Source organism: Halocynthiibacter sp., assembly GCF_049608145.1.
Taxonomy (GTDB): domain Bacteria; phylum Pseudomonadota; class Alphaproteobacteria; order Rhodobacterales; family Rhodobacteraceae; genus Halocynthiibacter.
Map to the genome: position 1 here is coordinate 19927 of NZ_JBMYXF010000014.1, position 25205 is coordinate 45131.

Annotated in this window: 24 protein-coding genes; 16 read left to right on the forward strand and 8 right to left on the reverse strand. The window is 54.4% G+C overall.

Annotated features, from left to right (window positions below; all coding sequences use genetic code 11):
* The first annotated feature begins 47 nt into the window (after positions 1-47).
* On the forward strand, positions 48-1217 hold the full coding sequence (locus ACPGUT_RS06540; protein WP_423989600.1) for a M20 aminoacylase family protein: 1170 nt from the start codon (positions 48-50) through the stop codon (positions 1215-1217).
* 150 nt (positions 1218-1367) lie between these two features.
* Positions 1368-2291, forward strand: coding sequence for a PHP domain-containing protein (locus tag ACPGUT_RS06545; protein ID WP_423989602.1), 924 nt, complete (start codon positions 1368-1370; stop codon positions 2289-2291).
* Between the two features lie 92 nt (positions 2292-2383).
* On the opposite strand, the gene moaA is transcribed toward ACPGUT_RS06545, so the two are convergent.
* Positions 2384-3412, reverse strand: a complete 1029-nt coding sequence (moaA, locus tag ACPGUT_RS06550) for a GTP 3',8-cyclase MoaA (RefSeq protein ID WP_423989604.1) — start codon at positions 3410-3412, stop codon at positions 2384-2386.
* 143 nt (positions 3413-3555) lie between these two features.
* Here moaA and ACPGUT_RS06555 point away from each other — a divergent pair, with 143 nt between their 5' ends.
* Complete coding sequence (locus ACPGUT_RS06555; protein WP_423989605.1) at positions 3556-5178, forward strand: AMP-binding protein; 1623 nt, start codon at positions 3556-3558, stop codon at positions 5176-5178.
* 307 nt (positions 5179-5485) lie between these two features.
* On the opposite strand, the gene ACPGUT_RS06560 is transcribed toward ACPGUT_RS06555, so the two are convergent.
* The 4 genes from ACPGUT_RS06560 to glmU all read right to left on the reverse strand — a co-directional run bounded on the left by ACPGUT_RS06560 (position 5486) and on the right by glmU (position 10059).
* A complete protein-coding gene (locus ACPGUT_RS06560; protein WP_423989607.1) occupies positions 5486-6067 on the reverse strand; it encodes a cytochrome b in 582 nt (193 codons plus the stop codon).
* A 137-nt stretch (positions 6068-6204) separates the two neighbouring features.
* Positions 6205-6885: a DNA alkylation repair protein gene (locus tag ACPGUT_RS06565; RefSeq protein WP_423989609.1), complete on the reverse strand. Its 681-nt coding sequence runs from the start codon at positions 6883-6885 to the stop codon at positions 6205-6207.
* Positions 6882-8699 (reverse strand): glutamine--fructose-6-phosphate transaminase (isomerizing), encoded by a 1818-nt coding sequence (gene glmS, locus ACPGUT_RS06570; RefSeq protein WP_423989611.1) that lies wholly within the window; start codon positions 8697-8699, stop codon positions 6882-6884. The genes ACPGUT_RS06565 and glmS overlap by 4 nt, the downstream gene beginning before the upstream one ends.
* A gap of 4 nt (positions 8700-8703) precedes the next feature.
* On the reverse strand, positions 8704-10059 hold the full coding sequence (gene glmU, locus ACPGUT_RS06575) for a bifunctional UDP-N-acetylglucosamine diphosphorylase/glucosamine-1-phosphate N-acetyltransferase GlmU (protein WP_423989613.1): 1356 nt from the start codon (positions 10057-10059) through the stop codon (positions 8704-8706).
* 141 nt (positions 10060-10200) lie between these two features.
* On the opposite strand from glmU, the gene ACPGUT_RS06580 reads away from it, so the two are divergent.
* The 4 genes from ACPGUT_RS06580 to ACPGUT_RS06595 all read left to right on the forward strand — a co-directional run bounded on the left by ACPGUT_RS06580 (position 10201) and on the right by ACPGUT_RS06595 (position 14554).
* Positions 10201-10866, forward strand: a complete 666-nt coding sequence (locus ACPGUT_RS06580) for an HAD-IA family hydrolase (RefSeq protein ID WP_423989615.1) — start codon at positions 10201-10203, stop codon at positions 10864-10866.
* Positions 10867-10878: 12 nt separating this feature from the next.
* Positions 10879-12084, forward strand: coding sequence for a DegT/DnrJ/EryC1/StrS family aminotransferase (locus ACPGUT_RS06585; RefSeq protein WP_423989617.1), 1206 nt, complete (start codon positions 10879-10881; stop codon positions 12082-12084).
* A gap of 152 nt (positions 12085-12236) precedes the next feature.
* A complete protein-coding gene (locus tag ACPGUT_RS06590; RefSeq protein ID WP_423989619.1) occupies positions 12237-13577 on the forward strand; it encodes a flavin monoamine oxidase family protein in 1341 nt (446 codons plus the stop codon).
* A 158-nt stretch (positions 13578-13735) separates the two neighbouring features.
* Positions 13736-14554 (forward strand): EF-hand domain-containing protein, encoded by an 819-nt coding sequence (locus tag ACPGUT_RS06595; protein ID WP_423989621.1) that lies wholly within the window; start codon positions 13736-13738, stop codon positions 14552-14554.
* A gap of 69 nt (positions 14555-14623) precedes the next feature.
* Here ACPGUT_RS06595 and ACPGUT_RS06600 read toward each other — a convergent pair whose 3' ends face one another.
* Positions 14624-15187 (reverse strand): hypothetical protein, encoded by a 564-nt coding sequence (locus tag ACPGUT_RS06600; protein ID WP_423989623.1) that lies wholly within the window; start codon positions 15185-15187, stop codon positions 14624-14626.
* Between the two features lie 166 nt (positions 15188-15353).
* Between ACPGUT_RS06600 and ACPGUT_RS06605 the strand changes: the two genes are divergently transcribed.
* Positions 15354-15803, forward strand: coding sequence for an SRPBCC family protein (locus ACPGUT_RS06605; RefSeq protein WP_423989625.1), 450 nt, complete (start codon positions 15354-15356; stop codon positions 15801-15803).
* 430 nt (positions 15804-16233) lie between these two features.
* On the opposite strand, the gene ACPGUT_RS06610 is transcribed toward ACPGUT_RS06605, so the two are convergent.
* On the reverse strand, positions 16234-16653 hold the full coding sequence (locus tag ACPGUT_RS06610) for an ankyrin repeat domain-containing protein (RefSeq protein ID WP_423989627.1): 420 nt from the start codon (positions 16651-16653) through the stop codon (positions 16234-16236).
* Between the two features lie 294 nt (positions 16654-16947).
* Between ACPGUT_RS06610 and ACPGUT_RS06615 the strand changes: the two genes are divergently transcribed.
* The 4 genes from ACPGUT_RS06615 to ACPGUT_RS06630 are packed head-to-tail and all read left to right on the forward strand — an operon-like array spanning position 16948 to position 20795.
* Positions 16948-18111 carry an isovaleryl-CoA dehydrogenase gene (locus tag ACPGUT_RS06615; RefSeq protein ID WP_423989629.1) on the forward strand — a complete coding sequence of 388 codons (1164 nt, stop codon included), beginning with the start codon at positions 16948-16950 and terminating at the stop codon, positions 18109-18111.
* Between the two features lie 30 nt (positions 18112-18141).
* Positions 18142-18651 (forward strand): lysozyme inhibitor LprI family protein, encoded by a 510-nt coding sequence (locus tag ACPGUT_RS06620; RefSeq protein WP_423989631.1) that lies wholly within the window; start codon positions 18142-18144, stop codon positions 18649-18651.
* Positions 18651-19190 (forward strand): hypothetical protein, encoded by a 540-nt coding sequence (locus ACPGUT_RS06625; RefSeq protein ID WP_423989633.1) that lies wholly within the window; start codon positions 18651-18653, stop codon positions 19188-19190. The genes ACPGUT_RS06620 and ACPGUT_RS06625 overlap by 1 nt, the downstream gene beginning before the upstream one ends.
* Positions 19191-20795 (forward strand): carboxyl transferase domain-containing protein, encoded by a 1605-nt coding sequence (locus tag ACPGUT_RS06630; protein ID WP_423989635.1) that lies wholly within the window; start codon positions 19191-19193, stop codon positions 20793-20795.
* 66 nt (positions 20796-20861) lie between these two features.
* Here the strand turns inward: ACPGUT_RS06630 and ACPGUT_RS06635 are convergent, their stop codons facing one another.
* Positions 20862-21584 carry a class I SAM-dependent methyltransferase gene (locus tag ACPGUT_RS06635; protein WP_423989637.1) on the reverse strand — a complete coding sequence of 241 codons (723 nt, stop codon included), beginning with the start codon at positions 21582-21584 and terminating at the stop codon, positions 20862-20864.
* Between the two features lie 137 nt (positions 21585-21721).
* Here ACPGUT_RS06635 and ACPGUT_RS06640 point away from each other — a divergent pair, with 137 nt between their 5' ends.
* From ACPGUT_RS06640 to ACPGUT_RS06655, 4 genes are read left to right on the forward strand one after another with little or no spacing between them, the layout of a single operon-like run.
* Positions 21722-22402 carry a hypothetical protein gene (locus tag ACPGUT_RS06640; RefSeq protein WP_423989639.1) on the forward strand — a complete coding sequence of 227 codons (681 nt, stop codon included), beginning with the start codon at positions 21722-21724 and terminating at the stop codon, positions 22400-22402.
* Positions 22403-22407: 5 nt separating this feature from the next.
* The gene (locus tag ACPGUT_RS06645) at positions 22408-22914 is read left to right on the forward strand and encodes a hypothetical protein (protein ID WP_423989641.1); all 507 of its coding nucleotides are present in this window, start codon (positions 22408-22410) and stop codon (positions 22912-22914) included.
* The gene (locus ACPGUT_RS06650) at positions 22914-24866 is read left to right on the forward strand and encodes an acetyl/propionyl/methylcrotonyl-CoA carboxylase subunit alpha (protein WP_423989643.1); all 1953 of its coding nucleotides are present in this window, start codon (positions 22914-22916) and stop codon (positions 24864-24866) included. The genes ACPGUT_RS06645 and ACPGUT_RS06650 overlap by 1 nt, the downstream gene beginning before the upstream one ends.
* On the forward strand, positions 24863-25204 hold the full coding sequence (locus ACPGUT_RS06655; RefSeq protein ID WP_423989645.1) for a hypothetical protein: 342 nt from the start codon (positions 24863-24865) through the stop codon (positions 25202-25204). The genes ACPGUT_RS06650 and ACPGUT_RS06655 overlap by 4 nt, the downstream gene beginning before the upstream one ends.
* Position 25205 lies beyond the last annotated feature (1 nt).

Here is a 25205-nt window from a genome sequence, read left to right on the forward strand (position 1 = left end):
CGGGTCAGTCGAGGAGGCTGACCCTTTGAACCTGAAGGATGAGAGAAATGCCTCCTAAGAACCGATTTGCAGAACTGCACAGTGAAATCACCGGCTGGCGCCGTCATATTCACGAGAATCCAGAACTGCTGTTTGACTGCCATGAAACTGCTGCCTTTGTTGAGGCGCGCCTGAAAGAATTTGGCGTAGACAGCATTGAAACCGGTGTGGCGCAGACCGGCGTTGTCGCTGTGATCAAAGGCAAAACCAACACGTCCGGCAAGACAATCGCCCTGCGTGCGGATATGGATGCGCTGCCGATTTTTGAAGACACCGGTCTTGAATATGCGTCCAAAACCCCGGGTAAAATGCACGCTTGTGGTCACGATGGTCACACATCCATGTTGCTGGGCGCTGCGAAATACCTGTCTGAGACCCGGAATTTTGACGGCACATGTGTGTTGCTGTTCCAACCCGCGGAAGAAGGCGGCGGTGGCGGTAAAGTCATGGTTGATGAAGGGGTTATGGATAAATACGGCGTGGACGAAGTCTACGGCATGCACAATTGGCCAGGCCATGAAGTTGGATCTTTCGCGATCCGTACTGGGGCGTTTTTTGCGGCGGCTGACCAGTTCCATGTGACGGTTAAGGGCCTTGGCGGCCATGCGGCGAAACCACATGAATGCATTGATACGACAGTGATTGCTTCGCACATGGTTGTGGCGCTGCAGTCCATTGCGTCGCGCAATGTGGATCCTGTGAAACAGGTTGTGGTGTCGGTCACCAGCTTTGAAACCGAAAGCAAAGCCCATAACGTGATCCCAGAAACCGTGACCCTGCGCGGCACGGTGCGTACGCTGGATACAGAGGTGCAAGACCAGGTCGAAGCCCGCTTCAAGGCGATTTGTGAGGGCACAGCTGCGACCTTTGGCGGCTCAGCTGAAGTGGAATACACCCGTGGCTATCCCGTGATGGTGAACTCAGAAGAGCAGACCAAATTCGCGGCAGATGTTGCACGGTCGGTCTCGGGCGATTGCGATGACAATGCGGCCTTGATTATGGGCGGCGAAGACTTTGCCTTCATGTCAAACGCACGTCCAGGCGCCTATATTCTTGTGGGCAATGGCGTTGATGGTGCGATGGTGCATCACCCGAAATATAACTTTAACGACGAAACCCTGCCTGCTGGCTGTTCCTGGTATGCAGAGATCGTTGAAAAAGGCATGCCAGCGGCTTAATCGTGTCGCATTTTTGGTACTGGTGTCGCTGCGGGACAATCGCTGTTTCATCTTGCCGAAAATACTCATTCATACGGCGCTGCATCTCGCAGTGCCGTATTTTTGTTACCAGACTCAGCTATCAGCGTGCCAAAAGCAGGAGCCCGCATCATGATCCCCACCGCATATTCCAAACCCGGCCGTTTCTTTCGTGGAAACCTGCACACACATTCGACCCTGTCTGACGGATTTGTTTCCCCGGAAGAGGTCTGTCGTCGCTACAAGGCAGAAGGCTATGATTTCATTTCTCTGACGGATCATTTTGTCGGGCTTTATGACTGGCCAATTGCAGATACAACCGCGTTCCATGATGATGAATTCACCACTATTCCCGGTGCTGAATTGCATTCCGGTGCGCAGGAAAATGGCGATCTGTGGCATATCGTGGCCGTGGGCCTGCCCAAGGATTTCGCACCTTCAAAGACCAAATTTTTCACCGTCACCGATGATCAGGAAACCGGGCCTGAGATTGCCCAACGTGCGCGGGATGCGGGCGCTTATGTGATCCTTGCACATCCGGAATGGTCTGGTCTGACCAATGCGGATGCGCGATCCATTGAGGCGGCCCATGCGGTGGAAGGCTATAACCACAGCTGTTATGTCGATTGTGCCCGTCCCGATGGCTGTCACACGCTGGATGTGCTTTTGATGGAAGGGCGTCGTGTGAACCTTGTTGCCACGGATGATGCGCATATGAATGGGCATGATGCTTTTGGCGGCTGGGTGATGGTGAAAGCCGAAAAGAATGATCCTGATCAGTTGCTTGCAGCATTAAAGGCCGGTGATTTCTATTCTTCACAAGGCCCTGAAATTCGCCATATCGAGATCAAAGATAAAAAGATCCACGTGGAGTGTTCGGCCGCCGCGCGTGTTGTGTTCCAGGGGGTTGGTTGTAAATCCCATGCGGTGTTTGGCGAAAGCATGACCCGCTGTGACACACCTTTGAACAAGATGGGGCATTCCCAATGGGTGCGTGTGACGGTTGTGGATCGCGCAGGAAAAATGGCTTGGTCTAACCCGATTTGGTTGGACTGATACGTTGGCGGTGGCGGTTTTCTTCGAAAACCGTGCCTCCGGCGGGAGTATTTCTGGCAAGATGAAAGGGCGCTTTTGGCGTCCTTTATTTTTTAGCCGCCTGTGTGACTCATGTGGCGAGTCATTTTTCCGCCGACGTCCTGGCGGGAATAGTCAAAATCATGGCCTTTAGGTTTTAGTCCGATGGCATGTCGAATGGCGGCTTCAAGCGGTGCATTATTTTCTGTGTTGGCGCGCAGGGCGGACCGCAGATCGCTTTTGCCTTCTTGGCCAAGGCATGTGTAAATCTCACCGGTGCACGTTACGCGCACACGATTACAGCTTTCGCAGAAATTATGGGACAGGGGCGTGATAAGACCGATTTTTTGCCCGGTTTCTTCCACGCGCATATAACGCGCAGGGCCGCCGGACCGTTCTGCAAGATCCGTCAGTGTATAGCGTTTTGCAAGGTCATCACGCAGATCATTCAAAGACCAGAACTGACCCAGGCGTGCCGCGTTTTCAATGTCTTCGCCCATGGGCATAACCTCGATAAAGGTCAGATCCATATCACGTTCGGCGCAGAATTGGGTCAGGTCGAACAGCTCGCTGTCGTTGAACCCTTTCACGGCGACTGCATTCAGCTTGACCCGCAGGCCTGCATCACGCGCGGCATCAATGCCCTTCAACACCTGCGACAGTCGGCCCCAGCGGGTGATTTCGGCAAATTTATCATTGTCCAGCGTATCAAGCGACACATTCACCCGCCGCACACCGGCATCATATAAAGGCTGGGCAAAACGGGCGAGCTGCGATCCATTGGTGGTCAGTGTTAATTCTTTCAGCGCACCGCTGTCCAAGTGACGCGACATGCCTTCGAAAAATGTCATAATCCCTTTGCGCACAAGAGGTTCGCCACCTGTGATGCGCAATTTTTCGACGCCCATGCCAATGAAGGCAGAACAAAGACGATCCAGTTCTTCCAAGGTCAAAAGATCAGCCTTGGGCAGGAAGGTCATGTGTTCAGACATACAATAGACACAGCGGAAATCACAACGGTCCGTGACGGACACCCGCAGGTAATTCACACGGCGTTCGAATGGGTCGATCAGGACGGGGCTGGCTGTGTCTGTCTGTGTCATACAACCTATGTAAGCATGCGGGCAGGGCGCAGCAAGCGCAACTGCGACGTGAGGGCGTTAATAACAGGTAATTGACAGATTTTGCCGCAGGCGGCAAAGTTACTGAACACCTGTTCAATTTGCAGGGGATGGGGAGAGACGACATGGCATATGAACAAACAGATCGCAGGCTGAAGCATCCTGGGGACTGGGCGAAATCGCTGGCAGAGTTTAATTGGGATGTGCCGGAGAGTTTCAATATTGCCGAGGCCTGCGTTACACGTCACGCCAAGGCCACACCCAATGCAACGGCGCTGATCCATATCCATGAAGATGGCAGTCAGGAAATCTGGAGTTATGCCCAGTTGGAAGAGGCCGCCAATCGCATGGCGCATGTGTTTCGTGCGCAGGGTGTCGCGCGGGGGGATCGTGTGGCGATAATCCTGTCGCAATGTCCCGAAGCCCTGATCAGTCATTTTGCCGCCTATAAACTGGGGGCTGTGGCCTTGCCTTTGTTTGCGCTGTTTGGCCCGGATGCGCTGGAATATCGTCTGGCGGATTCAGGGGCGCGGATCGCTGTGACATCTGCCGAAACACTGGAGCATCTAGAAGCGATTGAGGGCGATTTGCCGGAATTGCAGGCGGTGTTCTGTGTTGATGAAACTGATTTTGATGTGTTTGATTTTCATGAAGAACTTGAGGAGGCCGAGACAACGCCTGTGTCGGTTGCAACTTTAGCCGATGATCCGGCCTGTTTGATCTATACCTCGGGCACCACGGGATCCCCCAAAGGGGCGTTGCATGCACATCGTTTCCTGATCGGGCATTTGCCGTCGGTCGAAATGTATTATGATTTCTTTCCGCATCAGGGTGACATTTGCTGGACACCTGCGGATTGGGCTTGGATTGGTGCCTTGATGGATTTGGCCATGCCTGCGCTGTATTTCGGCTTGCCGCTGGTCAGTCATCGGATGCGGAAGTTTACCCCTGTTGGCGCCTATGATCTGATCCGGGCGACAGGCGCAAATGTGATGTTTTTGCCGCCGACGGCCTTGAAAATGATGCGTAAGGAAGATGTGCCTGCCGGACTTGGCGTGCGAGTGATTTCTTCGGGTGGTGAAAGTCTTGGGGCGGATCTGATTTCCTGGGCGAAAGACGCCTTTGGCGCGGATGTGAATGAAATGTACGGCCAAACGGAATGCAACCTTGTGGCGGGGTCCATTCGCAGTGCAGGCATTACGCGAGACGGCTGGATCGGCACTGCGGTGCCCGGGCATGAGCTGGCGATTATCGGTGAGGATGGTCTGTCTGTTGCGGATGGTGAGGTCGGAGAAATCTGCGTGAAAGCGCCGGATCCTGTGATGATGCTGCGTTACTGGAATAAACCGGAGGACACGGCAGAGAAATTTCGTGACGGCTGGCTGCGTACCGGTGATTTGGGCGTGATGGACGGGAAATGGATTCGTTTTGCATCACGTTCAGATGATGTGATTTCCTCAGCTGGTTATCGCATTGGGCCAAGCGAGATTGAGGACTGTTTGACTGGCCATGACGACGTGATTATGGCTGCGGTGATTGGCGTGCCGGATGAAATCCGGGGGCAGGCTGTGAAAGCTTTTGTTGTGTTGCGCGAAGGCGCACTATGGGGCGGGCTTGAACGTGCGCTGATTGATCGTGTGAAATCCCATGTCAGTCCACATGTTGCGCCGAAAACGATTGAACGTCGGGACAGTCTGCCGATGACGGCGACGGGGAAGATCCTGCGCCGTGCTTTGCGTGAGGATTGAGAACACAGGTCGGGGGCCAGCCCCCATCCGCTTGCAGCGGAGTCCCCCGGAGTATTTAGGGCAAGATGAAGACATGGGGTGAGTGTACTCTGTCCGGTTGCCACTGCTTTAAATATAATAGTGATCGGCCGTTAATAAGATGACGGTATCGCCCATACGGAGAGTGAGACCGGGCTGGTTAAACCCGGTGAGGAAGCTCTTATTTCGCCCTGTTTGTGGGGCCTCGTTCCGTTGTGGTTTCCGGAGGGGCACTGCACTGACATTGCCGTCAAATGTGTGAGAAACCCCTATCCCTAGGCGCGGTATTTTAGCCGTTATCTTGATTTTTGCCCAGGGAAATACGGGGCAACAGGTTGTGTCCATCGATGAGTTTATGTTTCACAACCGCCAGGATATGCCCTAAGACTAAAGCCAGCATACCATAGGCCAGCCAGAGGTGTAGGAGCTCGGCGATCTCTTCTGGTTCTGCAATATTTGGCACAAGGCTGGCGGGGAAGATCTGCGGCATTGGGATGCCGAACCAAGTGACGCCGTGACCACCAAGGTCGACCTCGGCCCAGCCAGCGGCCATGACAAGGGCTGGTACGAGATACAGCGCGATATGCGCGACATGGGCAAGTTTGCGTTCTGGGGGAGCCATATCTGCGGGAAGGTCTGGGTGCTGCGTGCGCATGCGTATAAGAAGGCGCGTGGCAAGGAACGCGATCAACGTAACACCGACAGAGATATGAAGCCCAAAGAGAGTTTCTTCCCATGCGCTGTCTTCGGGCACGAGATTGGTCATGGCAAAACCGCAACCCCACATGAAAAGAAACCCCAAGGCCATAAGCCAGTGTAAGATGCGTAGGGGGAATGCGTAGCGCTGAGGGGCTGCGTGTGATGTAGACAATGTGATCTCCGATGCTTGCGTCGCAGGGAGATCACATTGAGACCGATAAATTTCAAAGCCGAATACGCAGGTGGTCTGGGTTCATGCGTCAGTGGTTTGGACAAACCATCAGATTGATTACTTTGCCTCTAGATTAATTACTTCAGGCGTTTTTCGATATCTTTGCGCAGGGATGGGCGTAAGACCTCGCCGTGATCCGCAAGGATAGTTTTCACGCGCTCTGCATCATGTTTCGCCAAAGATGTCAGCCAAATTGTGACCGCTTTTTGTGTTGCCCAGGTGGTGTCCGCCATATAGGTCGCGGCCCATGTCAGGGCCTCTGTGCGGATGGCTTCATCCACCTCTTTCAGGTTGTTCAGTTTGGCCCAGGGCAGGGTGGCGTCAAGGGCTGCGCATTTAGTCCAGAGGTTTTCAGATTCGGTCCAAGCGCGCACGGTTTCAATGCGGGATGGATCTGCAACGAGGCGTTTCTGTACGGCGGTCGCGACCAGATCCGCGATGGCCTGACAATCGATCTGGGTGACCCAGGATTGCAGCAGGGACCATGCCTGATCATCGGGCCGCAGGCGGGCCTGGGTCAGCAGTTTTGCAGCCGCGATGCGTCCTTCAAACACGTCACTGTCCCACAGGGCGCGGGCCAGTTCCACGCGCTCTTCCACGGACATCTGTTCGCGCCAAGTTTTTTGAGCCGCGTCAATCGCTGCATTGGGCACGCCCAGATAAATGCGTTCGGCTTTGTGAAATGCCTGCATTTGGGCATCTTTGCCCGCGACCACATGGGGCACGAGTTCTTTTAGGGCTTCATCTGCAGTCATCATTCTACGGTCACCGATTTTGCGAGGTTGCGGGGCTGGTCCACGTCAGTGCCTTTGGCAATCGCGGTGTGATAGGCTAAAAGCTGTGCGGGCACAGCGTAAAGGATAGGTGCGATGAAAGGATCGCAGGGCGGCATGGTGATCAAATGTTCGACGCCATCTGATCCGGCACGCGCGCCCTGAGCATCCGTAATCAGCGTGATGCGACCGCCCCGTGCCATGACTTCTTGTACGTTAGAAATGGTCTTATCAAACAGTGGGTCGGTCGGGGCCATTACAACCACGGGAACGCTGTCGTCAATCAGGGCGATTGGGCCGTGCTTGAGTTCGCCAGATGCATAACCTTCCGCGTGTATGTAGCTGAGTTCCTTGAGTTTTAGCGCACCTTCAAGGGCCAGTGGATACAGCGGGCCACGGCCAAGGAACAGAACGTCACGGGCCTGAGCAGCCTTATAGGCCGCGTTTTTCACACTGTCTTCAATGGCCAAAGATTGATTGATGAGGCCGGGCAAGCTGCGCAGATGCGCAAGCTTTTCCGCAAGGCCCGCTTCATCCAACTCTCCACGGTCATGGGCGGCTTTCAGGGCAAGCGTTGCGAGAACCAGCAACTGGCAGGTGAATGCCTTGGTTGAGGCCACGGAGATTTCCGCGCCAGCCAAGATCGGCAGGATCAGATCGCTTTCACGCGCGATGGAGCTTTCCGGAACGTTGACCACAGAGATGATCGTATCTGCCTTGCCCTGAGCGTATTTTAACGCCGCGAGCGTGTCGGCGGTTTCGCCGGACTGGCTGACAAATAAGGCAACTGTTCCGTCAGGCAGGGGTGGTTCGCGGTAACGGAATTCAGATGCGATATCGACTTCGACCGGCAGGCGCGCGATCTGTTCGAACCAGTATTTGGCTGTCAGGCAGGCCAGATAGGCCGTGCCGCAGGCCACCATGGTGACGCGGGAAATATTTTTGAAATCAGGTGTTTCTGCTGGCAGATTCAAACCCGTATCTGGGGCGTAATGACCGATGGCAGCGCCCAGAACGGTGGGTTGTTCAAAAATTTCTTTGGCCATGAAGTGTTTATGGCCGCCTTTTTCCACGCGGGTGGCGTCCAGGTTGATACGTTGTTTTTTGCGGTTGGCCAGTGTGCCGTTTGCGTCACGAATTTCATGACTGGTGCGGGTGAGAACGGCAAAATCGCCTTCTTCCAAGTAGGTGATGTCGGCCGTCATCGGCGCCAGGGCAAATGCATCAGAACCTACGAACATTTCTCCGTCGCCATGACCAATGGCCAGGGGCGACCCCATACGTGTGGCAACCATCAGATCCTGTTCGCCTTCAAACAGGAAACACAGGGCAAAAGCGCCTTCCAGACGGGCGGTGACGCTGCGGGCGGCTTCAACCGGGGATAGGCCGGATTTCATCGCCTGTTCGGTGAGTAGGGCTACGGTTTCTGTGTCTGTTTCGGTGACGAAATCAACCCCGGCGGCGGCCAGTTCTTCGCGCAATTCACGGAAATTCTCGATAATACCGTTGTGCACCACGGCTACGGGCCCCGCCTGGTGGGGATGGGCGTTGTCAACGGTCGGTGCGCCATGGGTGGCCCAGCGGGTGTGGCCGATGCCAGACTTGCCAGCAAGCGGGTTGTGCACAAGTTCATCGGACAGGTTCACCAGTTTACCGACAGCCCGGCGGCGATCAAGCGCACCTTTGTTCACAGTGGCAATGCCCGCGCTGTCATAGCCGCGATATTCCAGACGCTTCAGGGCCTCAACCAAGATCGGGGCAACTTCATGGGTGCCAAGCACCCCAACAATTCCACACATGACTTTACCCTTTTTTCGCTTTAATTGCTTTCAGCTTATCCATCAAACGACGTGCAAGGCCAGGTTTTACGTCCTGACGCGCACGGGCCACAGCCAGCGCACCGGCTTCCACATCCGATGTGATCACGGAACCAGAGGCTGTCATGGCCTCATCTCCCACATTTACCGGAGCCACCAACATGGTGTTGGATCCGATAAAGGCGCGTTCGCCGATGGTGGTTTTATGTTTCATCACGCCGTCATAGTTGCAGGTGATGGTGCCCGCACCAATGTTGCTATGCGCACCAATTTCAGCGTCACCGATATAGGACAGGTGATTGACCTTCGCACCTTCATGGATCTGCGCATTTTTCACCTCAACAAAGTTGCCAATGCGGGTGAATTCAGACAGTTCTGCACCAGGACGCAGACGGGCATAAGGGCCGATCTGCGCGCCGCGCGATACATGACAACCTTCTAGGTGACTGAATGCCCGGATCTGCGCGTCGCTTTCCACGGTTACGCCTGGGCCAAAGACCACATTGGGTTCAATCAGTGCGTCACGTCCGATCACAGTGTCGTAGCTGAAAAACACGGTATCAGGTGCGGACAGTGTCACACCATTGTCCATTGTTTCGGTACGCTTTTTATCCTGAAACAGCTTTTCTGCAATGGCCAAATCCGCACGGGTATTGATGCCTTGGGTTTCAGCCTCGCTGCAGACAACATAACCTGCTGACAACCCGCGTTGACGGGCATGAAAAACCACATCCGGCAGGTAATATTCACCACTGGCATTGTCATTTGAGACCTGATCAAGCAGTTCAAACAATAGCTTTGTGTCAGCAGCAACAATACCACCGTTACAAAGGGTTATGCGGCGTTCCTGAGGTGATGCATCTTTATATTCCACCACACGTTCCAGACTGTCGCCATCGGTAACCAGACGCCCGTAGCGTTTCGGATCAGCACAATCCATCCCCAGAAGCACAACATCACTGTTGGCACGTGCCAACAGCAGTTTTTCGATGGTGTCTTTGCTGATGAAAGGTGTGTCGCCAAACAGGACCAAAACATCACCGTCAAAATCAGCCAGTGCGGGTTGGGCCTGCATAACCGCATGGCCTGTGCCCAGCTGTTCTTCCTGCAAAACGACTTCGGCATTTTCATCGTATTCACGCACGGCTTTTGTCACCGCATCCGCACCATGGCCCGCAACAATAATTGTGCGTTCCGGTTCGGCAAGGTCTGCGCTGTCCATCGCATGCACAACCAAAGGCACGCCGCCAAGGGGGTGCAGAACCTTGGGCAGTTCCGAATTCATCCGTGTTCCGCGACCGGCGGCGAGGATGATCAGGGCAGTGTTTTTGTTCGCGGACATAGATGTGCCTCTTTCTTTCTGTTGTCGGGGGTTTTAAGCCTTGTTGAGACATAAGCAAGGGGCGGGACGGTCAAAAACCTTTACGCTTCGTTACAATTCACGCGCGGAATATCGCCGGGCGGACATAGGCAGGGGAAAATGATGCGTACAGTTGTGTTTGATCTGGACGGAACACTGGCGGATACCGGGGCGGATCTGATCCATGCAGCGAATGCTTGTTTCCGGGCGCGCGGGCTTGGTGACCTTCTTGATCCTGAGACTGACAAGGGCATTGGGATGAAAGGCGGGCGGGCCATGCTGACGGCGGGTTTCACATGTCATTTCGGCCAGGCAGATGAAGCAATGGTTCTGGATGATTACCCACGCCTTCTGGAATATTACGCTGAAAACATTGATGTTTACACCCGGATGTTCCCAGGGGCAGTTGATGCGATTGGTCAGTTGCGGGATGCGGGATATGCGGTGGGCATTTGCACCAATAAACCAGAAGGTCTCGCGGAAACGCTGTTGCAACGTCTTGGTGTGCGTGACCTGTTTGATGCGCTGATCGGGGCCGACACTTTAAGTGAACGCAAACCCCACCCCATGCCTTTGATCGAATGCGTGAAGCGTCTCGGCGGCGATATTTCGCGCACAGTGCTGGTGGGGGATACGATCACGGATCATAACACGGCCCGGGCTGCGGGCGTGGCTTCGTTGCTTGTGACTTTTGGCCCTGACGGTGAAAAGGTTAAAGAATTACAACCGGACGCAGTGCTGACCCATTATGATGACTTGCAGGATGTGGTGGCGGGGCTGATTGGCTGAAAGGATTTGGATATGAACGACGTTTTCAAGGGCAATTTTACCCAGCAGGAACCGATTTCGGATGAGGCGATCGAAGCCGCGGTGAATGTTATGCGGTCTGGCCGGCTGCATCGCTATAATGTTGGGGAAGGTGAAGACGGCGAAGTCGCGCTGCTGGAGCAGGAATTTGCGGCATATATGGGCAGCAAATATTGCCTTGCGGTATCCTCTGGCGGTTATGCCATCGCCACAGCCCTGCGCGCCCTTGGCGTGGCACCGGGGGAACCCGTGCTTACCAATGCCTTTACCCTGGCCCCGGTGCCCGGTGCGATTGCATCCACAGGTGGGGTGCCGGTGTTCGTAGGCGTGACCGAAGGTCTTGTGATTGATCTGCCTGACCTTGAGGCCAAGATCAAAGCCACCGGTTCGCGGATCCTTTTACTGTCCCACATGCGCGGGCATATCTGTGACATGGATGATCTGATGATGCTGTGTAACGCATTGGACGTTCAAGTGATTGAAGACTGCGCCCACACCATGGGCGCGCGCTGGAATGGGGTTCTTTCCGGGCGTCACGGTGTGATGGCGGCTTATTCTACACAGACCTATAAACACTTGAATTCTGGCGAAGGCGGTTTGCTGATTTCCGATGATCCGGAATTGATGGCAAAGGCGACGATACTGTCAGGCAGTTACATGTTGTTTGAACGCCATTTGGCAGCACCTGGGCCTGAATATTTCACCGAAACCAAATACCAGACCCCGAATATTTCCGGCCGCATGGACCATCTGCGTGCTGCGATCCTGCGTGTGCAGTTGCGCGACCTTGATCAGCAGTGCGCGCGCTGGAATGTTCGTTATAAGGTGGTTGAAGAAATCCTGAATGACACCACCGGCCTGACCCTGATCAACCGCCCGGTGGCTGAAGCCTATGTCGCCTCCAGCTTCCAGTTCCTGCTGCTTGATTGGTCAGAGGACGCGATCGATGATGTGGTCGCCCGTTGCCTGAAACGTGGTGTGGAGCTGAAATGGTTCGGCGGTGCGGAACCTGCGGGCTTTACCTCGCGCTATGACAGCTGGCGCTATGCCCCGAGTGAGGCGATGCCAGACAGTGATCGTGTGCTGAAAGGCATCCTTGATCTGCGCTTGCCGCTGACCTTCAGCCCTGAAGATTGCGCCCAGATTGCCCGGATCATCCGGGGTGAAGTTTCTGCAGTCTGGCAGGCCGGTTGCGCGTGATGTCCGCGTGTTTTTGTCCGGACACGAAATGCGCCTGAAATCCGGGTGTCAGGACACGAGATTTCTTGCATTTCTGTTTTCTGCTGCTGAATGAGGTCTCTGAGTTTGGGGCATCACAACCCTTGGGCGGTAATGCAATGAGGGCAGAAGCAATGACGAAATTAACACGAAGAACAGCGCTTGGGATGAGTGTGGCTGCATTTCTGGGCCAGCTGGGCTGTGCGGCCCCGACTCATGCCATGCGGGGGAGGAAGGTGATTGTTGTCGGCGCGGGGTTGGCTGGGCTGGCGGCGGCGCGGGAGTTGCAGGGCACTGGGGCGGATGTGACTGTTCTTGAAGCCGGGAATTGCATCGGGGGACGGGTTCGCACTGATATGTCTCTGGGGGCGCCGTTTGAATATGGTGCAGGTTGGATACATGGGCCAGATCAGGACAATCCGGTTCAGAAACTGGCTGAGAAAGTTGGTGCACAGACAGTTGTGACAGAGGACGAAAGCCTGCAGGTTTTTGATCAGAACGGTCTTGAACTAGACGAAGACGGGTATAGAAAAATTGATGAATTCACGAAAAATTTTTCCAGAAAACTGTTCAGGAGGGCGCAGCTTGGTGATCATCGCAGTGTGTACGATCTTCTGGCGGACACAGATCCTTCTGCCCTGCGTGATCCTGCTCTGAATTGGGCGCTTTCTGCATTTGCAGAGTTTTCAATCGGTGCGGGCATTGAAGACATATCTGTGGCCAATGGATTTGCCGATTCCACCTTTGAGGGGGCGGACGTCATCTTTACCGAAGGCTATGACCGTATCCTTGCGCCGCTGGCCGAAGGGCTGGACATTCGGTTGAACAGCCCGGTTTCGCGGATACGGTATGGTGCAGCAGGCGTATCAGTTGATGACATATGGGCGGATTATGTTGTCTGCACTGTGCCATTGGGGGTTCTCAAGACTGAGGATATCAGTTTTGAGCCGCCTCTGCCCGGGAAGATCAAAGACGCGGTGCAGGAACTGGGTTTTGGTTCAGTGACGAAAATTGCGTTCAGATTTCCGGAACCGTTCTGGGATATTGAGACCCAGTATTTCGGGATTATGACAATGCCGAAGGGGCGCTGGAACTACTGGCTGAATTATCGGACCTTCAGTGATGAAAATATTCTGCTGGGCTTATCTTTTGGCGGATATGCCCCTGTTGCCGACAGGATGACACAGGCCGAAATGACTAAAGATGCATTGCAGGTTCTCCGGTCCGTCTGGGGGGCGAAAGTCGGAAAACCTGAAGCGACCCTGTCAACGCATTGGTCGCAAGATCCGTTGTTCCGTGGGGCTTATTCCTATCCGCAGGCCGGCGGGAGGCTTGCACAGTTTAAAGCTTTTGAGCCGGTTATCGGCGGGCGTCTGGTTCTGGCGGGGGAACATACGATTGTGGATTACCACAGCACGACACATGGTGCGATTATGTCGGGTCAGCGCGCAGCGAAACTTTTGGCAGACCTGTGAAGTGTCCAGTAATTCGTGTCCGGACATGCGATAACTGCACTGTCCGGGCACGAATTCCCCTTGTTCTGACACGGAAATGCTGGAACATCAGGACTGGGTACACAAGCTTGGTTGCTGTAACGCCGGCCGGTTTCCGGTTCTGTCAAAGAGGTTCTGAGATGAGCAAGAAAACTGAAAACATTGAAATTCGTGTCTCTCCTGAGATGAAATCTGCCCTTGCTGAAAAAAGCGCAGACCATGGACTTTCGATGAGTGGTTATTTGCGGGACCTTCTGGAACAGGATCAGGCGGGCGTTACGGACAATCACAACTCCGGAGTGCCCGTTATGGCGAAATCTTTCCCGAAATCTGTATCCCGTTTCAGCATCGCTGCCCTGCCGATCGCGGCCTTGGCTGCGGTCTATCTTGTCAGCAGCAACAACATGGTCGCAGCCTCTGCTGAAGCACGTATGACCTTTGCAGAACTAGACCTAAACAGTGACGGCCTTGTCACAGCGGAAGAATATAACACCCTGTGGAGTCAAGAATTGGAAGGTATGGATTTTACCTTGCCAGCCGCCTGCGAAGGCGAAAGCATTGCTGAGGAATTCCCCACCTCATCCGAGGCTATGATCCGCGAAGAAATGAATTTTATTGATGTGAACAACGACGGTGCCATTTCTTATGCGGAACTGGAAGCATCGATGATTGCAGAACGTGTCGATCTGTTTCGGATGGCGGATGCCAATGGGGATGGCTTTGTGAATGAAGCCGAAGTTTTGGCCGAAATGAATCGCAGTGAGCCGAATGATTATGAAGATGTCAGTGCCGCCTGCCAGCAGGCACTTGGGGAAATGGATGAACAATGGGTCAGCATTTCCGATGAGGAAACAGATGAAGCCGGGATGGATGAGGCGCAGATTGCGCGGCTGATCCTGGCCGAATTCGACAAAAACCGCGACGGACAGATCAGCCTGCAGGAAGCAATTTCGCAATAATTTGCGGTGATGATCTGGCAGAATGGCGGCGCGGATCGCGTCGCCATTTTTATATGAGGCCCGATACTTTTATTGTGGATCTGTCATCGCGAAATCCCAGTCACAGAATTGGGTGTATTGCAGGGTGACGTCCCCGTTTTCAATGTGCAGAACTGCGTAATGAGGCGCTTCGCGGGGCGCAGAGAATTCCTTCCATTCCCATGCAGGGCGCGGGGGCGGGGCCTGAAAGGACAGCGCGCCGATTGTGGCAAAAGGAATGCCACGAACGCTGCCACAGGTTGGGCGATGCACATGCCCCGTAAACAGATGCTTGATGTTGTGATGCCGGCTTAACAGATCAAGAAAGGCTTCGCCGTCTTCAAGGCAAAGTTCATCTTGCCGTGGCAGGTGCAGGCTGTGTGGTGGATGGTGCATAAAAATATAGTTGGGCTTCTGACTGGCCTGTAAGACATCTTCCAGCCAAGCAAGGCGTGCGGAACATAACTCTCCGGCGTGGGATCCCGTTTTATGGGTATCAAGACAGATCATCAGACCATCGGGCGTTTCAATGGTGAATTGCACAAAATCGGGCATGCTATGTGGGGGGCGGACAAGATAGGTGCGAAAACTGGTACGGTCATCGTTGGTGCCCATCACCGGGTGGTTGCAGCTTACAGATCCAGTGGGATGGGGAACAGTGGAAATAAATGGGTTCTCCTGAAACCTCCTGACAGAATGCTGTCAGGAGGGGGATATTACATCACGTCCGAAGGCTGCTAGGATGACCGAGTAGCCAGTACCTCAATGACAGGGATTTTTAGTGATACATCTTCAACGCTCAGCCGAGATCAAAGCCACCCCTGACGCCGTCTGGGCGGAACTCAGCCGTTTTATGCATATCGACGAATTCGCCCCAGAAGTGGTGAAAACCGAGGCGCTTAGTGATGCGCAATCTGGCTTGGGTGCCAAACGGCGCTGTCATTTCAAGAATGGTTCCGCCATGGCCGAAGAGGTCGTGAAATGGGAAGAAGGCAATATGTATCGCGTGCAATTGTCTGAACTCGACGCGATGCCTCTGCACGAAGCTGCCGCCGAAATTATGGTCGAGTCCGCAGGCATTGGTCACAGTCGGGTGGTTTGGAGCTTTGATTTCCGCGTCAAATACGGCCCTTTGGGGTGGTTGTTGGGGCAGACCTTGATGAAGATGATGATGGGCAAGATTATTGATGGAAACTTAAAGGGTCTTGCGGGTAAAGTTACCACGGGCTGAGTGAGCTCATTTACGACATTAAAACACCGCTCCATTTCGGGCGGTGTTTTTGGTTTCCCACCTATCCGCGTTTGGCGGGCCTCTCCCAATCCCTTCAATTTTTGCTTGAAACGATGATTGATGATGTGGTGCAGGGTTGTCATGCGTGAGGGAAATACTTGGGTGGAGCGGGACTTGTCTGATTCAGGTCTTGCCACGGCAGGCGGCCCAGATCAAAAGTGAAGCAATGCCCTAAAAGGACCGCGTGTTGAGGGGCACCCTAGACCTGCCCTTAGCCCCAGACGGCTTCGCTCAAATCACGCGTGATCACTAAGGTCGAGGCCTCTGCTGTGCATATGGCGGGGTAGCTTCCGACCATTGTGTAATTGTTGAAGGTCTTCTTTGAGCCGGAAGGGGGCTAGAATAATCTATCATTGGCAGCCCATTTTAGCTAGTTGAAGAGCTTAGAAACAAGCTTTAGAAAAGCATCGTACTGATATTTACGGGCAAGATCGATCGCGGTCTCTCCTCGTTTGCTTTTTAGTGAGAGTTTTACGCCCTTGTTCAAAAGCTTGTGCGTAAACTCAGGGAGAGGAACCTCACCAGTCTGTATGGCCCCGTCTGCTTCTGCGTCAACGGCGTGATGAAGCACTGTAAATCCGTGATTATCAAACCCGTTTATGTCAGCACCTGCATCCAAAAGAACGTCAAAGATTTTGTGATGGCCAATTTCGATGGTTAGCTGCAATGGTGTCCAGCCGAGGTCATTTATTGGAGAGTTTGGGTCGCCGCCACTTGCCAAATGTTCACGCAATTTTTGGGGTTCATTTGCGTTGATCAGATCATAGACTTTCGAATTGAGACTTTTCATGACTTCGTTCCTAGCTTTTTTGTCTCAGTAAGGGATTTGGCGGGGGGAACAAATAGCCGTTTCGTCCACTTAGTTGACATTAATCCAGTTTGCATGGCTGCGCTAGGGGATGGGTTCCAGTGTGCCAGTGATATGGAAACGAATACCTTATTGCATGTAGTCAAGCTTGCGACGTTACGGCACTTTGCCATGCCATTGACCCGAATCGTGGGTTTGGCGTATTAAATGAACAAGCGTTCAATAAATCGGGTCGCGGGTGTAAATATCGCCGGACCAGCCTAACAGGAGCCAGCCATGTTTAATGCCGTGATGAATTTTGACCTTGGTGAAGACGTCAACGCGCTGCGCGAGATGATCCACCGTTGGGCGCAGGACCGCGTCAAACCGATGGCCGCTGAGATTGACCAAACCAATGAATTTCCCGCCGAACTTTGGCAGGAAATGGGGGAACTTGGCCTGTTGGGTGTGACCACGCCTGAGGAATACGGCGGGGCGGGGATGTCATACCTTGCGCATGTGATTATTGTTGAGGAACTGGCGCGCGCGTCTGCCTCGGTTTCCTTGTCCTATGGGGCGCATTCCAACCTATGTGTGAACCAAATCCGCCGCAATGCCACCGAGGAACAGAAACAGAAATACCTGCCGAAACTGATTTCCGGTGAGCATGTAGGCGCTTTGGCGATGTCTGAGGCGGGCTCTGGTTCTGACGTGGTGTCAATGAAGCTGAAGGCGGAAAAACGTAACGGATACTATGTACTGAATGGCACGAAATACTGGATCACCAACGGCCCGGACGCCGACACTTTGGTGGTTTACGCCAAGACCGACCCGGACGCTGGCCCCAAGGGCATCACCACATTCATCATTGAAAAAGACATGGTGGGTTTCAGTACATCCAAGCATTTCGACAAGATGGGTATGCGCGGATCGAACACCGCAGAACTGGTGTTTGACAACGTTGAAGTGCCATTTGAAAACGTGCTGGGTGAAGAAGGCAAAGGCGTCAACGTCTTGATGTCGGGCCTCGATTATGAACGCGTGGTTCTGTCGGGCATCGGCACGGGCATCATCGCGGGCTGTATGGATGAGGTCATGCCCTATATGGCGGAACGTAAACAATTCGGCAAACGCATCGGGGATTTCCAGCTGATGCAGGGTAAAATCGCGGATATGTATACGGCGATGAACTCGGCGCGGGCTTATGTTTATGAGGTTGCCAAGGCCTGTGATCGTGGTGAAGTGACGCGTCAGGATGCGGCCGCCTGTGTGCTTTACGCGTCTGAAGAAGCGATGAAGCAAGCCCACCAAGCGGTGCAAGCCATGGGTGGTGCGGGCTTTATGAATGACAGCGCTGTGTCACGGATGTTCCGCGATGCGAAATTGATGGAGATCGGCGCTGGCACAAGTGAAATCCGCCGCATGTTAATTGGTCGTGAGTTGATGGGGGCTATGGGTTAAGCTGGTTTTATATTGACCAAGAGAGATATTATGCCCATGCGTCCAATCATAATTGTCCTTGCTGTGTTGATCTTGGGGCAGCCTGTTCTGGCCCAGGACATCAGCTTTGATGAAAGCCTATCGCTGAGTTGTTACTATGAGAGCGGAGAACCCGGGCATGCGTCGCAAGACGATTGCGTGGGTGTCTCGGCCAATGCCTGCATGGAAACGCCGGGTGGCGCATCAACCGTGGGCATGGGCTTTTGTCTGCAGGCGGAACATCAGATGTGGGATGCGCTGCTAAATGAGGCCTACACCAACCTGCGCACGCGCCTTGCCGAAAACGATGCAAACACCGACGAGGGTGCCCCCAACCAAGTGGACGCCCTGCGCGATATGCAACGGGCCTGGATCACCTATCGCGATGCAAACTGTGCCTTTGAACGCTCCCTTTGGGGCAATGGTTCCGGCGCAGGCATGGCGCAATTGGCCTGCCTGATGAACGAAACGGCACAGCAGTATTTTGTTTTGGCGTCGGAAATTGAAATGGCGGGATTGTGATGCAGTATTTTTCTTTTTCGACCGCATTCGCCTTGTCGATTTCTATGGCTTTTCCTGCAACATTGGTCGCTGAGTCCGTGACAAGCGGACAACGGACAATCCTATATACCCAGGTGTGTCTTGACGCTGTGGATACTGTTTTTGAACGTGATGTTGCTGAAACCAATGAGACATTACGATCTGTGCAAGCGCAATTCACATTTGAGTATGAAATGAGTTGCTATGACAGTGTGGAACGTCTGTGTAGCCGCCCGTTTGGATTGGGACAGGATTGTTTTTCTGAAGTCTTTGCGTGGATGGATGCCGAAGCCACTAAAATGACCGCAGAAATGATTGCACAATTTCCCTCTGATCCTGAACTTATGCCTTGGCAGTTGAAAACCCTGTCTGAAGGAATGCTTGTCGATCCGGAATGTGAATCTCCGGAGGGAAGGAGACCAGAGTTTTGCGAACTCTCACATCACGCAAGTCATCTGCGTCGTGCGCGTGAAGCCCGACGGATAATTCAAGAAAATGATCCTGAAAAGGGAGAAAACTGAATGAAACTCACCACCAAAGCTCTGCCAACCTCGGATGCGTTCAAAGCCAATGTGGCGGCGCATGAGGAAATGATTGATACCATCAGCGACGCGGCGCGTGCTGCGGCTGCGGGCGGGGGCGAGAAATCGCGGGCGCGGCATTTGTCACGCGGAAAGATGTTGCCGCGCGAACGGGTGATGAACCTGCTTGATCCGGGCAGCCCGTTTCTTGAGATCGGCGCAACGGCCGCCCATGGCATGTATGATGGTGCGGCGCCTTGCGCAGGCGTGATTGCCGGGATTGGCCAAGTGCATGGTCAGGACGTGATGGTGGTCTGTAATGATGCGACCGTGAAGGGTGGTACTTATTACCCGATGAGCGTGAAGAAACATCTGCGCGCCCAGGAAATCGCCCAGGAATGTCGTCTGCCCTGTATTTATCTGGTGGATAGTGGCGGGGCGAACCTGCCGAACCAGGATGAGGTTTTCCCGGATCGTGATCACTTTGGTCGCATCTTCTATAACCAAGCCAATATGTCCGCCATGGGCATCGCACAAATCGCGGTTGTGATGGGGTCTTGTACGGCGGGCGGGGCCTATGTGCCTGCCATGTCTGATGTCTCGATTATCGTGAAGGAACAAGGCACTATCTTTCTCGCGGGCCCACCTTTGGTGAAGGCTGCGACGGGCGAAGTTGTGACGGCTGAGGACCTTGGTGGCGGGGATGTGCACACGCGCCTGTCTGGTGTTGCGGATTACCTGGCTGAGGATGACACACATGCGCTGGCGCTGGCGCGGCGTGCGGTCGAAAGCTTGAACCTGACGAAACCCACGACTGTGAAATGGCGTGAGTCTGAGGAACCTTTGTATGACGCAGAGGAACTTCTGGGTGTTGTGCCGGGTGATTTGAAAACTCCTTATGACATTCGCGAAGTGATTGCCCGGGTTGTGGATGGCTCGAAATTTGATGAGTTCAAGCCGCGTTATGGTGAGACTTTGGTTACGGGATTTGCCCATCTCAAAGGCTGCCCCATCGGGATCATTGCCAATAATGGTGTGCTGTTTAGTGAGGCCGCGCAAAAGGGTGCGCATTTCGTTGAGCTGTGTTCCCAGCGCAATATCCCACTGGTGTTCTTGCAGAATATCACGGGCTTTATGGTGGGCCGGAAATACGAGAACGAAGGCATCGCACGTCACGGCGCCAAGATGGTGACAGCGGTTGCCACCACGAAAGTGCCGAAGGTGACGATGGTTGTCGGTGGTTCCTTTGGGGCGGGAAATTATGGCATGTCTGGAAGGGCTTATCAGCCACGTTTCATGTGGTCTTGGCCGAATTCACGGATTTCTGTGATGGGGGGCGAACAGGCTGCGGGCGTTTTGGCGACTGTGAAACGTGACGCGATTGAACGTCAGGGCGGGGAATGGTCCGCCGAAGAAGAGGCCACATTCAAGCAACCCACCATTGATATGTTTGAGGAACAAAGCCATCCATTATATGCCTCCGCACGTCTATGGGATGACGGCATTATTGACCCGCGTGACACGCGTGAGGTTCTGTATCTTTCCCTACTGGCCGCTTTGAACGCACCGATCGAAGAGACCAAATTCGGCGTCTTCCGGATGTAATCGGGCGATACAGAAACCATGCACACCCTATGCACATATTATGCATATAAACTGTATACAGTTGCGTCACATTGGTTTGCGCCCAGCAACCCCCGTGGCGCAGCCAAAGAAGTCGCGTGTCATGGTGACATCAAGCCCGGCTTCGCAGAGGCAATCGGCAAAATGCCGGCTGTCGCCAAAGTCACGGCTGTAAATGCCGACCATCGCGAAATCTTGCGCCCCCTTCATAAAGAAGCGTTCGATCAAAGGCAGGACGCGATCCATGTAGAAGCGGAACAACGGGCGCAGGATCCAGCCCTTGGGATCGGATGCTTCGATCAGGGCAAAGGGCGCGCCGGGTTTCAGGATGCGGGCGATTTCATACGCGAGGATCTTTTGCTGGGCGGGGTTGAAGGTTTTCAGACCAAAGCTGCTGACCACAAAATCGGCGGCTTCTTCGGGAAGGTTGCTTTCCAGAGCGTTTATTTCAAGATGAGCGATTTTTTCGCTGCGGGATTTATGCAGGCGTTCAACGGCTTCCAGATGCATGGTGTGGGAAATGTCGATGGCGGTGATTTTGGCGATGCCGGGATGGGCGCGCAGAAGATGCGGCCAAAGTTCGCCAGTGCCCGCCATGAGGTCAACGCCTTGCGCGCCGGTCAGATCTGTTTTGGGCAGATCCCGGACGCATTTACGACGCCAGCGCCAGATGAACCCAAGAGAGGCAAAGGCGCTCCAGGTGCGATAGGCGCGACCGCAATTGTCAAAAACCTGTTTCACATAGGCGGGATCGTAAATATCGTTGCTCAAAACCGGGAACTCCATACGCGGGATACTGAATGTTGTGCAGGCTATGGTTTGGTGCCGGTGAGTGCAAGCAGAGGGGGCGCTGCCCCCGTCCTGCGGACTCCCCCGGAGTATTTCGCGCAAGATGAAAAGGTTTTGGCATGAAAGGGATTGGGAAAGCGATCCGGGATCGCATGCCTGAGGTGAGGTTGCCGGACATCCGGATGCCGGAGCTGACGCGCGAAGCAGAGATTGCGGTTTATATGGTGCATCGGTCTGCTGGGGCAGAGGATTATTTCTTTCTGTTTGATTTTGAGGAATTTGTCGCGAAATCAGAGGGCGGGTATTTTGTGAAGCCTGTGTTGCGGATCTTTACCGGACGCGATGATTTCAGCCGTTCACGTTTTGCCCGTCAGTTCCGGGAAGTGTTTGCCGCCGAGTTTGACCGTATGCGGGGGGAAGCCGCCAATAAGAAAAGTGGCTGGTTAAGCTGGAGCTTCATTGGAAGTAGTGCGGTTGAAATTCTGGGTGGTTTTCTTGCCAATCTTGTGTTGGCGGTTGCGCTGGGGGCTGGCAAGCAGCTTTTGAACCTCACCGGGGTTGCAGGGCTTGTGAAGGGTAAAAGTGATGAGGCGAAGTTGCAGGACGCGTTCGAACAGACGAAGGTGAAGGTTGAGACCGCGCTGAGCCATATTGAAGTCACGATCCACCGCGAGCTGTATGATTACGCATATCGCGATGGCATGAAGGGTAAAATCAGCGGGATGGACCGAGATGCCTGGCCTTTGCCCGCATATGTCCGGGAACATCTGGATGACGGACAAAGCGGATCATGGTGGTGAGTGATATGACAGAGACAAATGAGATCACCTTTGAGCGGGGCAATATGGACCCGACCACCGGGGCGCAGTGGGTTTATGTGCCGCGCCATGTGGCCCATGGGCATCGGCTGGGGCGTGTTGGCGGGCTGATGTGGGGGGCGATCCTGTATTACCTTTCGGTGGCGTTGTTCAGTGCTGCTGCGTTGATGGGATATTACGGTATCGAGAACTTCTTTGGTGTGCTGATCCACGGGGCACTGTTGATCCTTGCCGTTCTGATCCTGATGGGCTTTGCCATACGGGGGCAGGCGACCATTATGTTTGCTGCCGTGCATTTCGCGGCCTCTGTTGCGCTGGCGCTGACCGGACCCTTCATCGGGGTTCTGGCGGGCGGCATGTCCTTTTTGGTGATGTTTTATCTGCTCGACAGTGATCGGGCGAACCTGACTTTCCGGCACCGCTATCGCAGCTGGACGGTTGATCATTCCGCGGGCAGAGCCCCCGCACAAACGCATAACGCGGGAGAAAGCTGATGTTTAAGAAAATCCTGATTGCCAACCGGGGCGAGATCGCCTGTCGGGTGATGGAAACAGCGCGCAAGATGGGCGTGAAAACTGTGGCTGTGTATTCGGATGCGGATGCGAAGTCGAAACATGTCGCCATGGCGGATGAGGCGGTGCATATCGGGGCCAATGCGCCTGCGGACAGCTACCTTGTGCAGGAACGGATTATTTTGGCGGCACAGGACAGTGGTGCGGAAGCGGTGCATCCTGGCTATGGGTTTCTCTCGGAAAATCCTGACTTTGTAGAGGCTTGCGAGGCGGCGGGGCTGGCGTTTATCGGGCCATCTGCCAAAGCGATCCGCGCCATGGGGCTGAAAGATGCGGCCAAGGCCCTGATGATTGACGCGGGGGTCCCGGTTGTGCCGGGGTATCATGGCGAAGATCAGGATCCTGCGCGTTTAAAGGCGGAAGCTGGCAAGATCGGCTATCCGGTGTTGATTAAGGCCGTTGCGGGCGGCGGCGGCAAGGGTATGCGCTTGGTTGAGGCTGACGCGGATTTTGACGCGGCGCTTGCCAGTGCCATGGGCGAGGCAAAAACCGCCTTTGGCAATGATGCGGTGTTGATCGAGAAATTTGTGACCTCGCCGCGCCATATCGAGGTGCAGGTCTTTGGCGATGGCACAAACGCTGTGCATCTGTTTGAACGCGATTGTTCGCTGCAACGTCGTCACCAGAAGGTGATTGAAGAAGCACCCGCACCAGGTATGACCGAAGAGGTTCGTAAAGCCATGGGTGACGCGGCGACGCGTGCTGCGGAGGCGATCGGCTATGCCGGCGCAGGCACGGTGGAATTTATCGTTGATGGGTCAGATGGCCTGCGCGTTGATGGGTTTTGGTTCATGGAAATGAACACGCGTTTGCAGGTGGAACACCCTGTGACCGAAGCCATCACCGGGGTTGATCTGGTGGAATGGCAGTTGCGTGTGGCCAGTGGTGAGGCCCTCCCGCAAGGGCAGGAAGATCTGACGATCAATGGCCATAGTTTTGAGGTGCGCCTATATGCGGAAGATGTGCCTGCGGGGTTCTTGCCTGCGACGGGCACGTTGACGCATTTGCAATTCCCGGATGGGGCGCGGTCTGACAGTGGCGTGCGCACGGGCGATGAGATTTCGCCTTGGTATGATCCGATGATCGCGAAAATCATCACCCATGGTGGGTCGCGTGACATTGCATTGGGCAAGATGGCGCAGGCCTTGGCCGAGACGCAAGTTGCGGGATCTGTTACGAATTTGGCCTTTTTGCGCGCGCTTGTGCGCCATGATGATTTCGCGGAGGGCCGTGTGGATACAGGCCTGATTGATCGCGATATTGACACGCTGACGCCGGATCCTGTGCCTTGTATCAAAGCGCGCAGTCTGGCGGCCTTGGGCTTTGCGGGATTGACTGGGGATAACGCCCAGGAAACCGGGTTTGGCCTTTGGGCGCGTGTGCCTGTGACCGTCAAGTTCACCCATAAAGGTGATGAAATCGAGGCCCGCATCACCACCATGACCGATCGCAATTTCCATATTGAGCTGGACGGTGGCTTTGTCACCGTGACCCGCACCGATGGTATTTGGTGGGTTGGGGGCGATAAAACCCCGGCTGAGATTGCAGTGCTTGGCGATAATGTCACGGTGTTCTGGGGCAATAATTACCACTTTGAGGGCGTTGACGTGCTGGATGTGGCCCATGGGGCGGGGGGCGACCCAAGCTTGATCGAGGCGCCCATGCCGGGTCTTGTGAAAGCCGTAATGGTTGAAGCGGGGGCCATCGTGCAAGAAGGCGACGCTTTGGCGATTTTGGAAGCCATGAAGATGGAGCACACATTGACGGCGGCGCGTGATGGCGTGGTGGCGGAGGTGCTCTGTACCGCAGGCGGCCAGGTTGAGGCCGGTGCGGCATTGATCCGTCTGGCCGAAGAAGACGAGGCCGCTGCATGAAAGTAATGCGCGGGCAGGTTCACATCGCAGAGCTGTTGCTGCTCGCGATTGTGTCTCTGCTTGCTAATGCGATTGGGTATTCGCTGCCATTGCTCGCAGGTATTGCCATGCTCACCTGGCCGCTTCTTTTGATCCAGTTGATCTTTGAGGGGGCGGTGATCGGGGCGTTCTACGGGCTACGGCGACTGATCTTTGGTCGCAAGGAGGAACCCATCAAAGAGGTTGCTCCTGAAGTTAAGCGTGAGGGCCTTGCCAAATATATCTGGTGGATGCCTTGGATTGCCATGACCGCGGGCTATGCGCGTCATGTGATTGAAACGGGGCGTTGGCTCTGGTGAG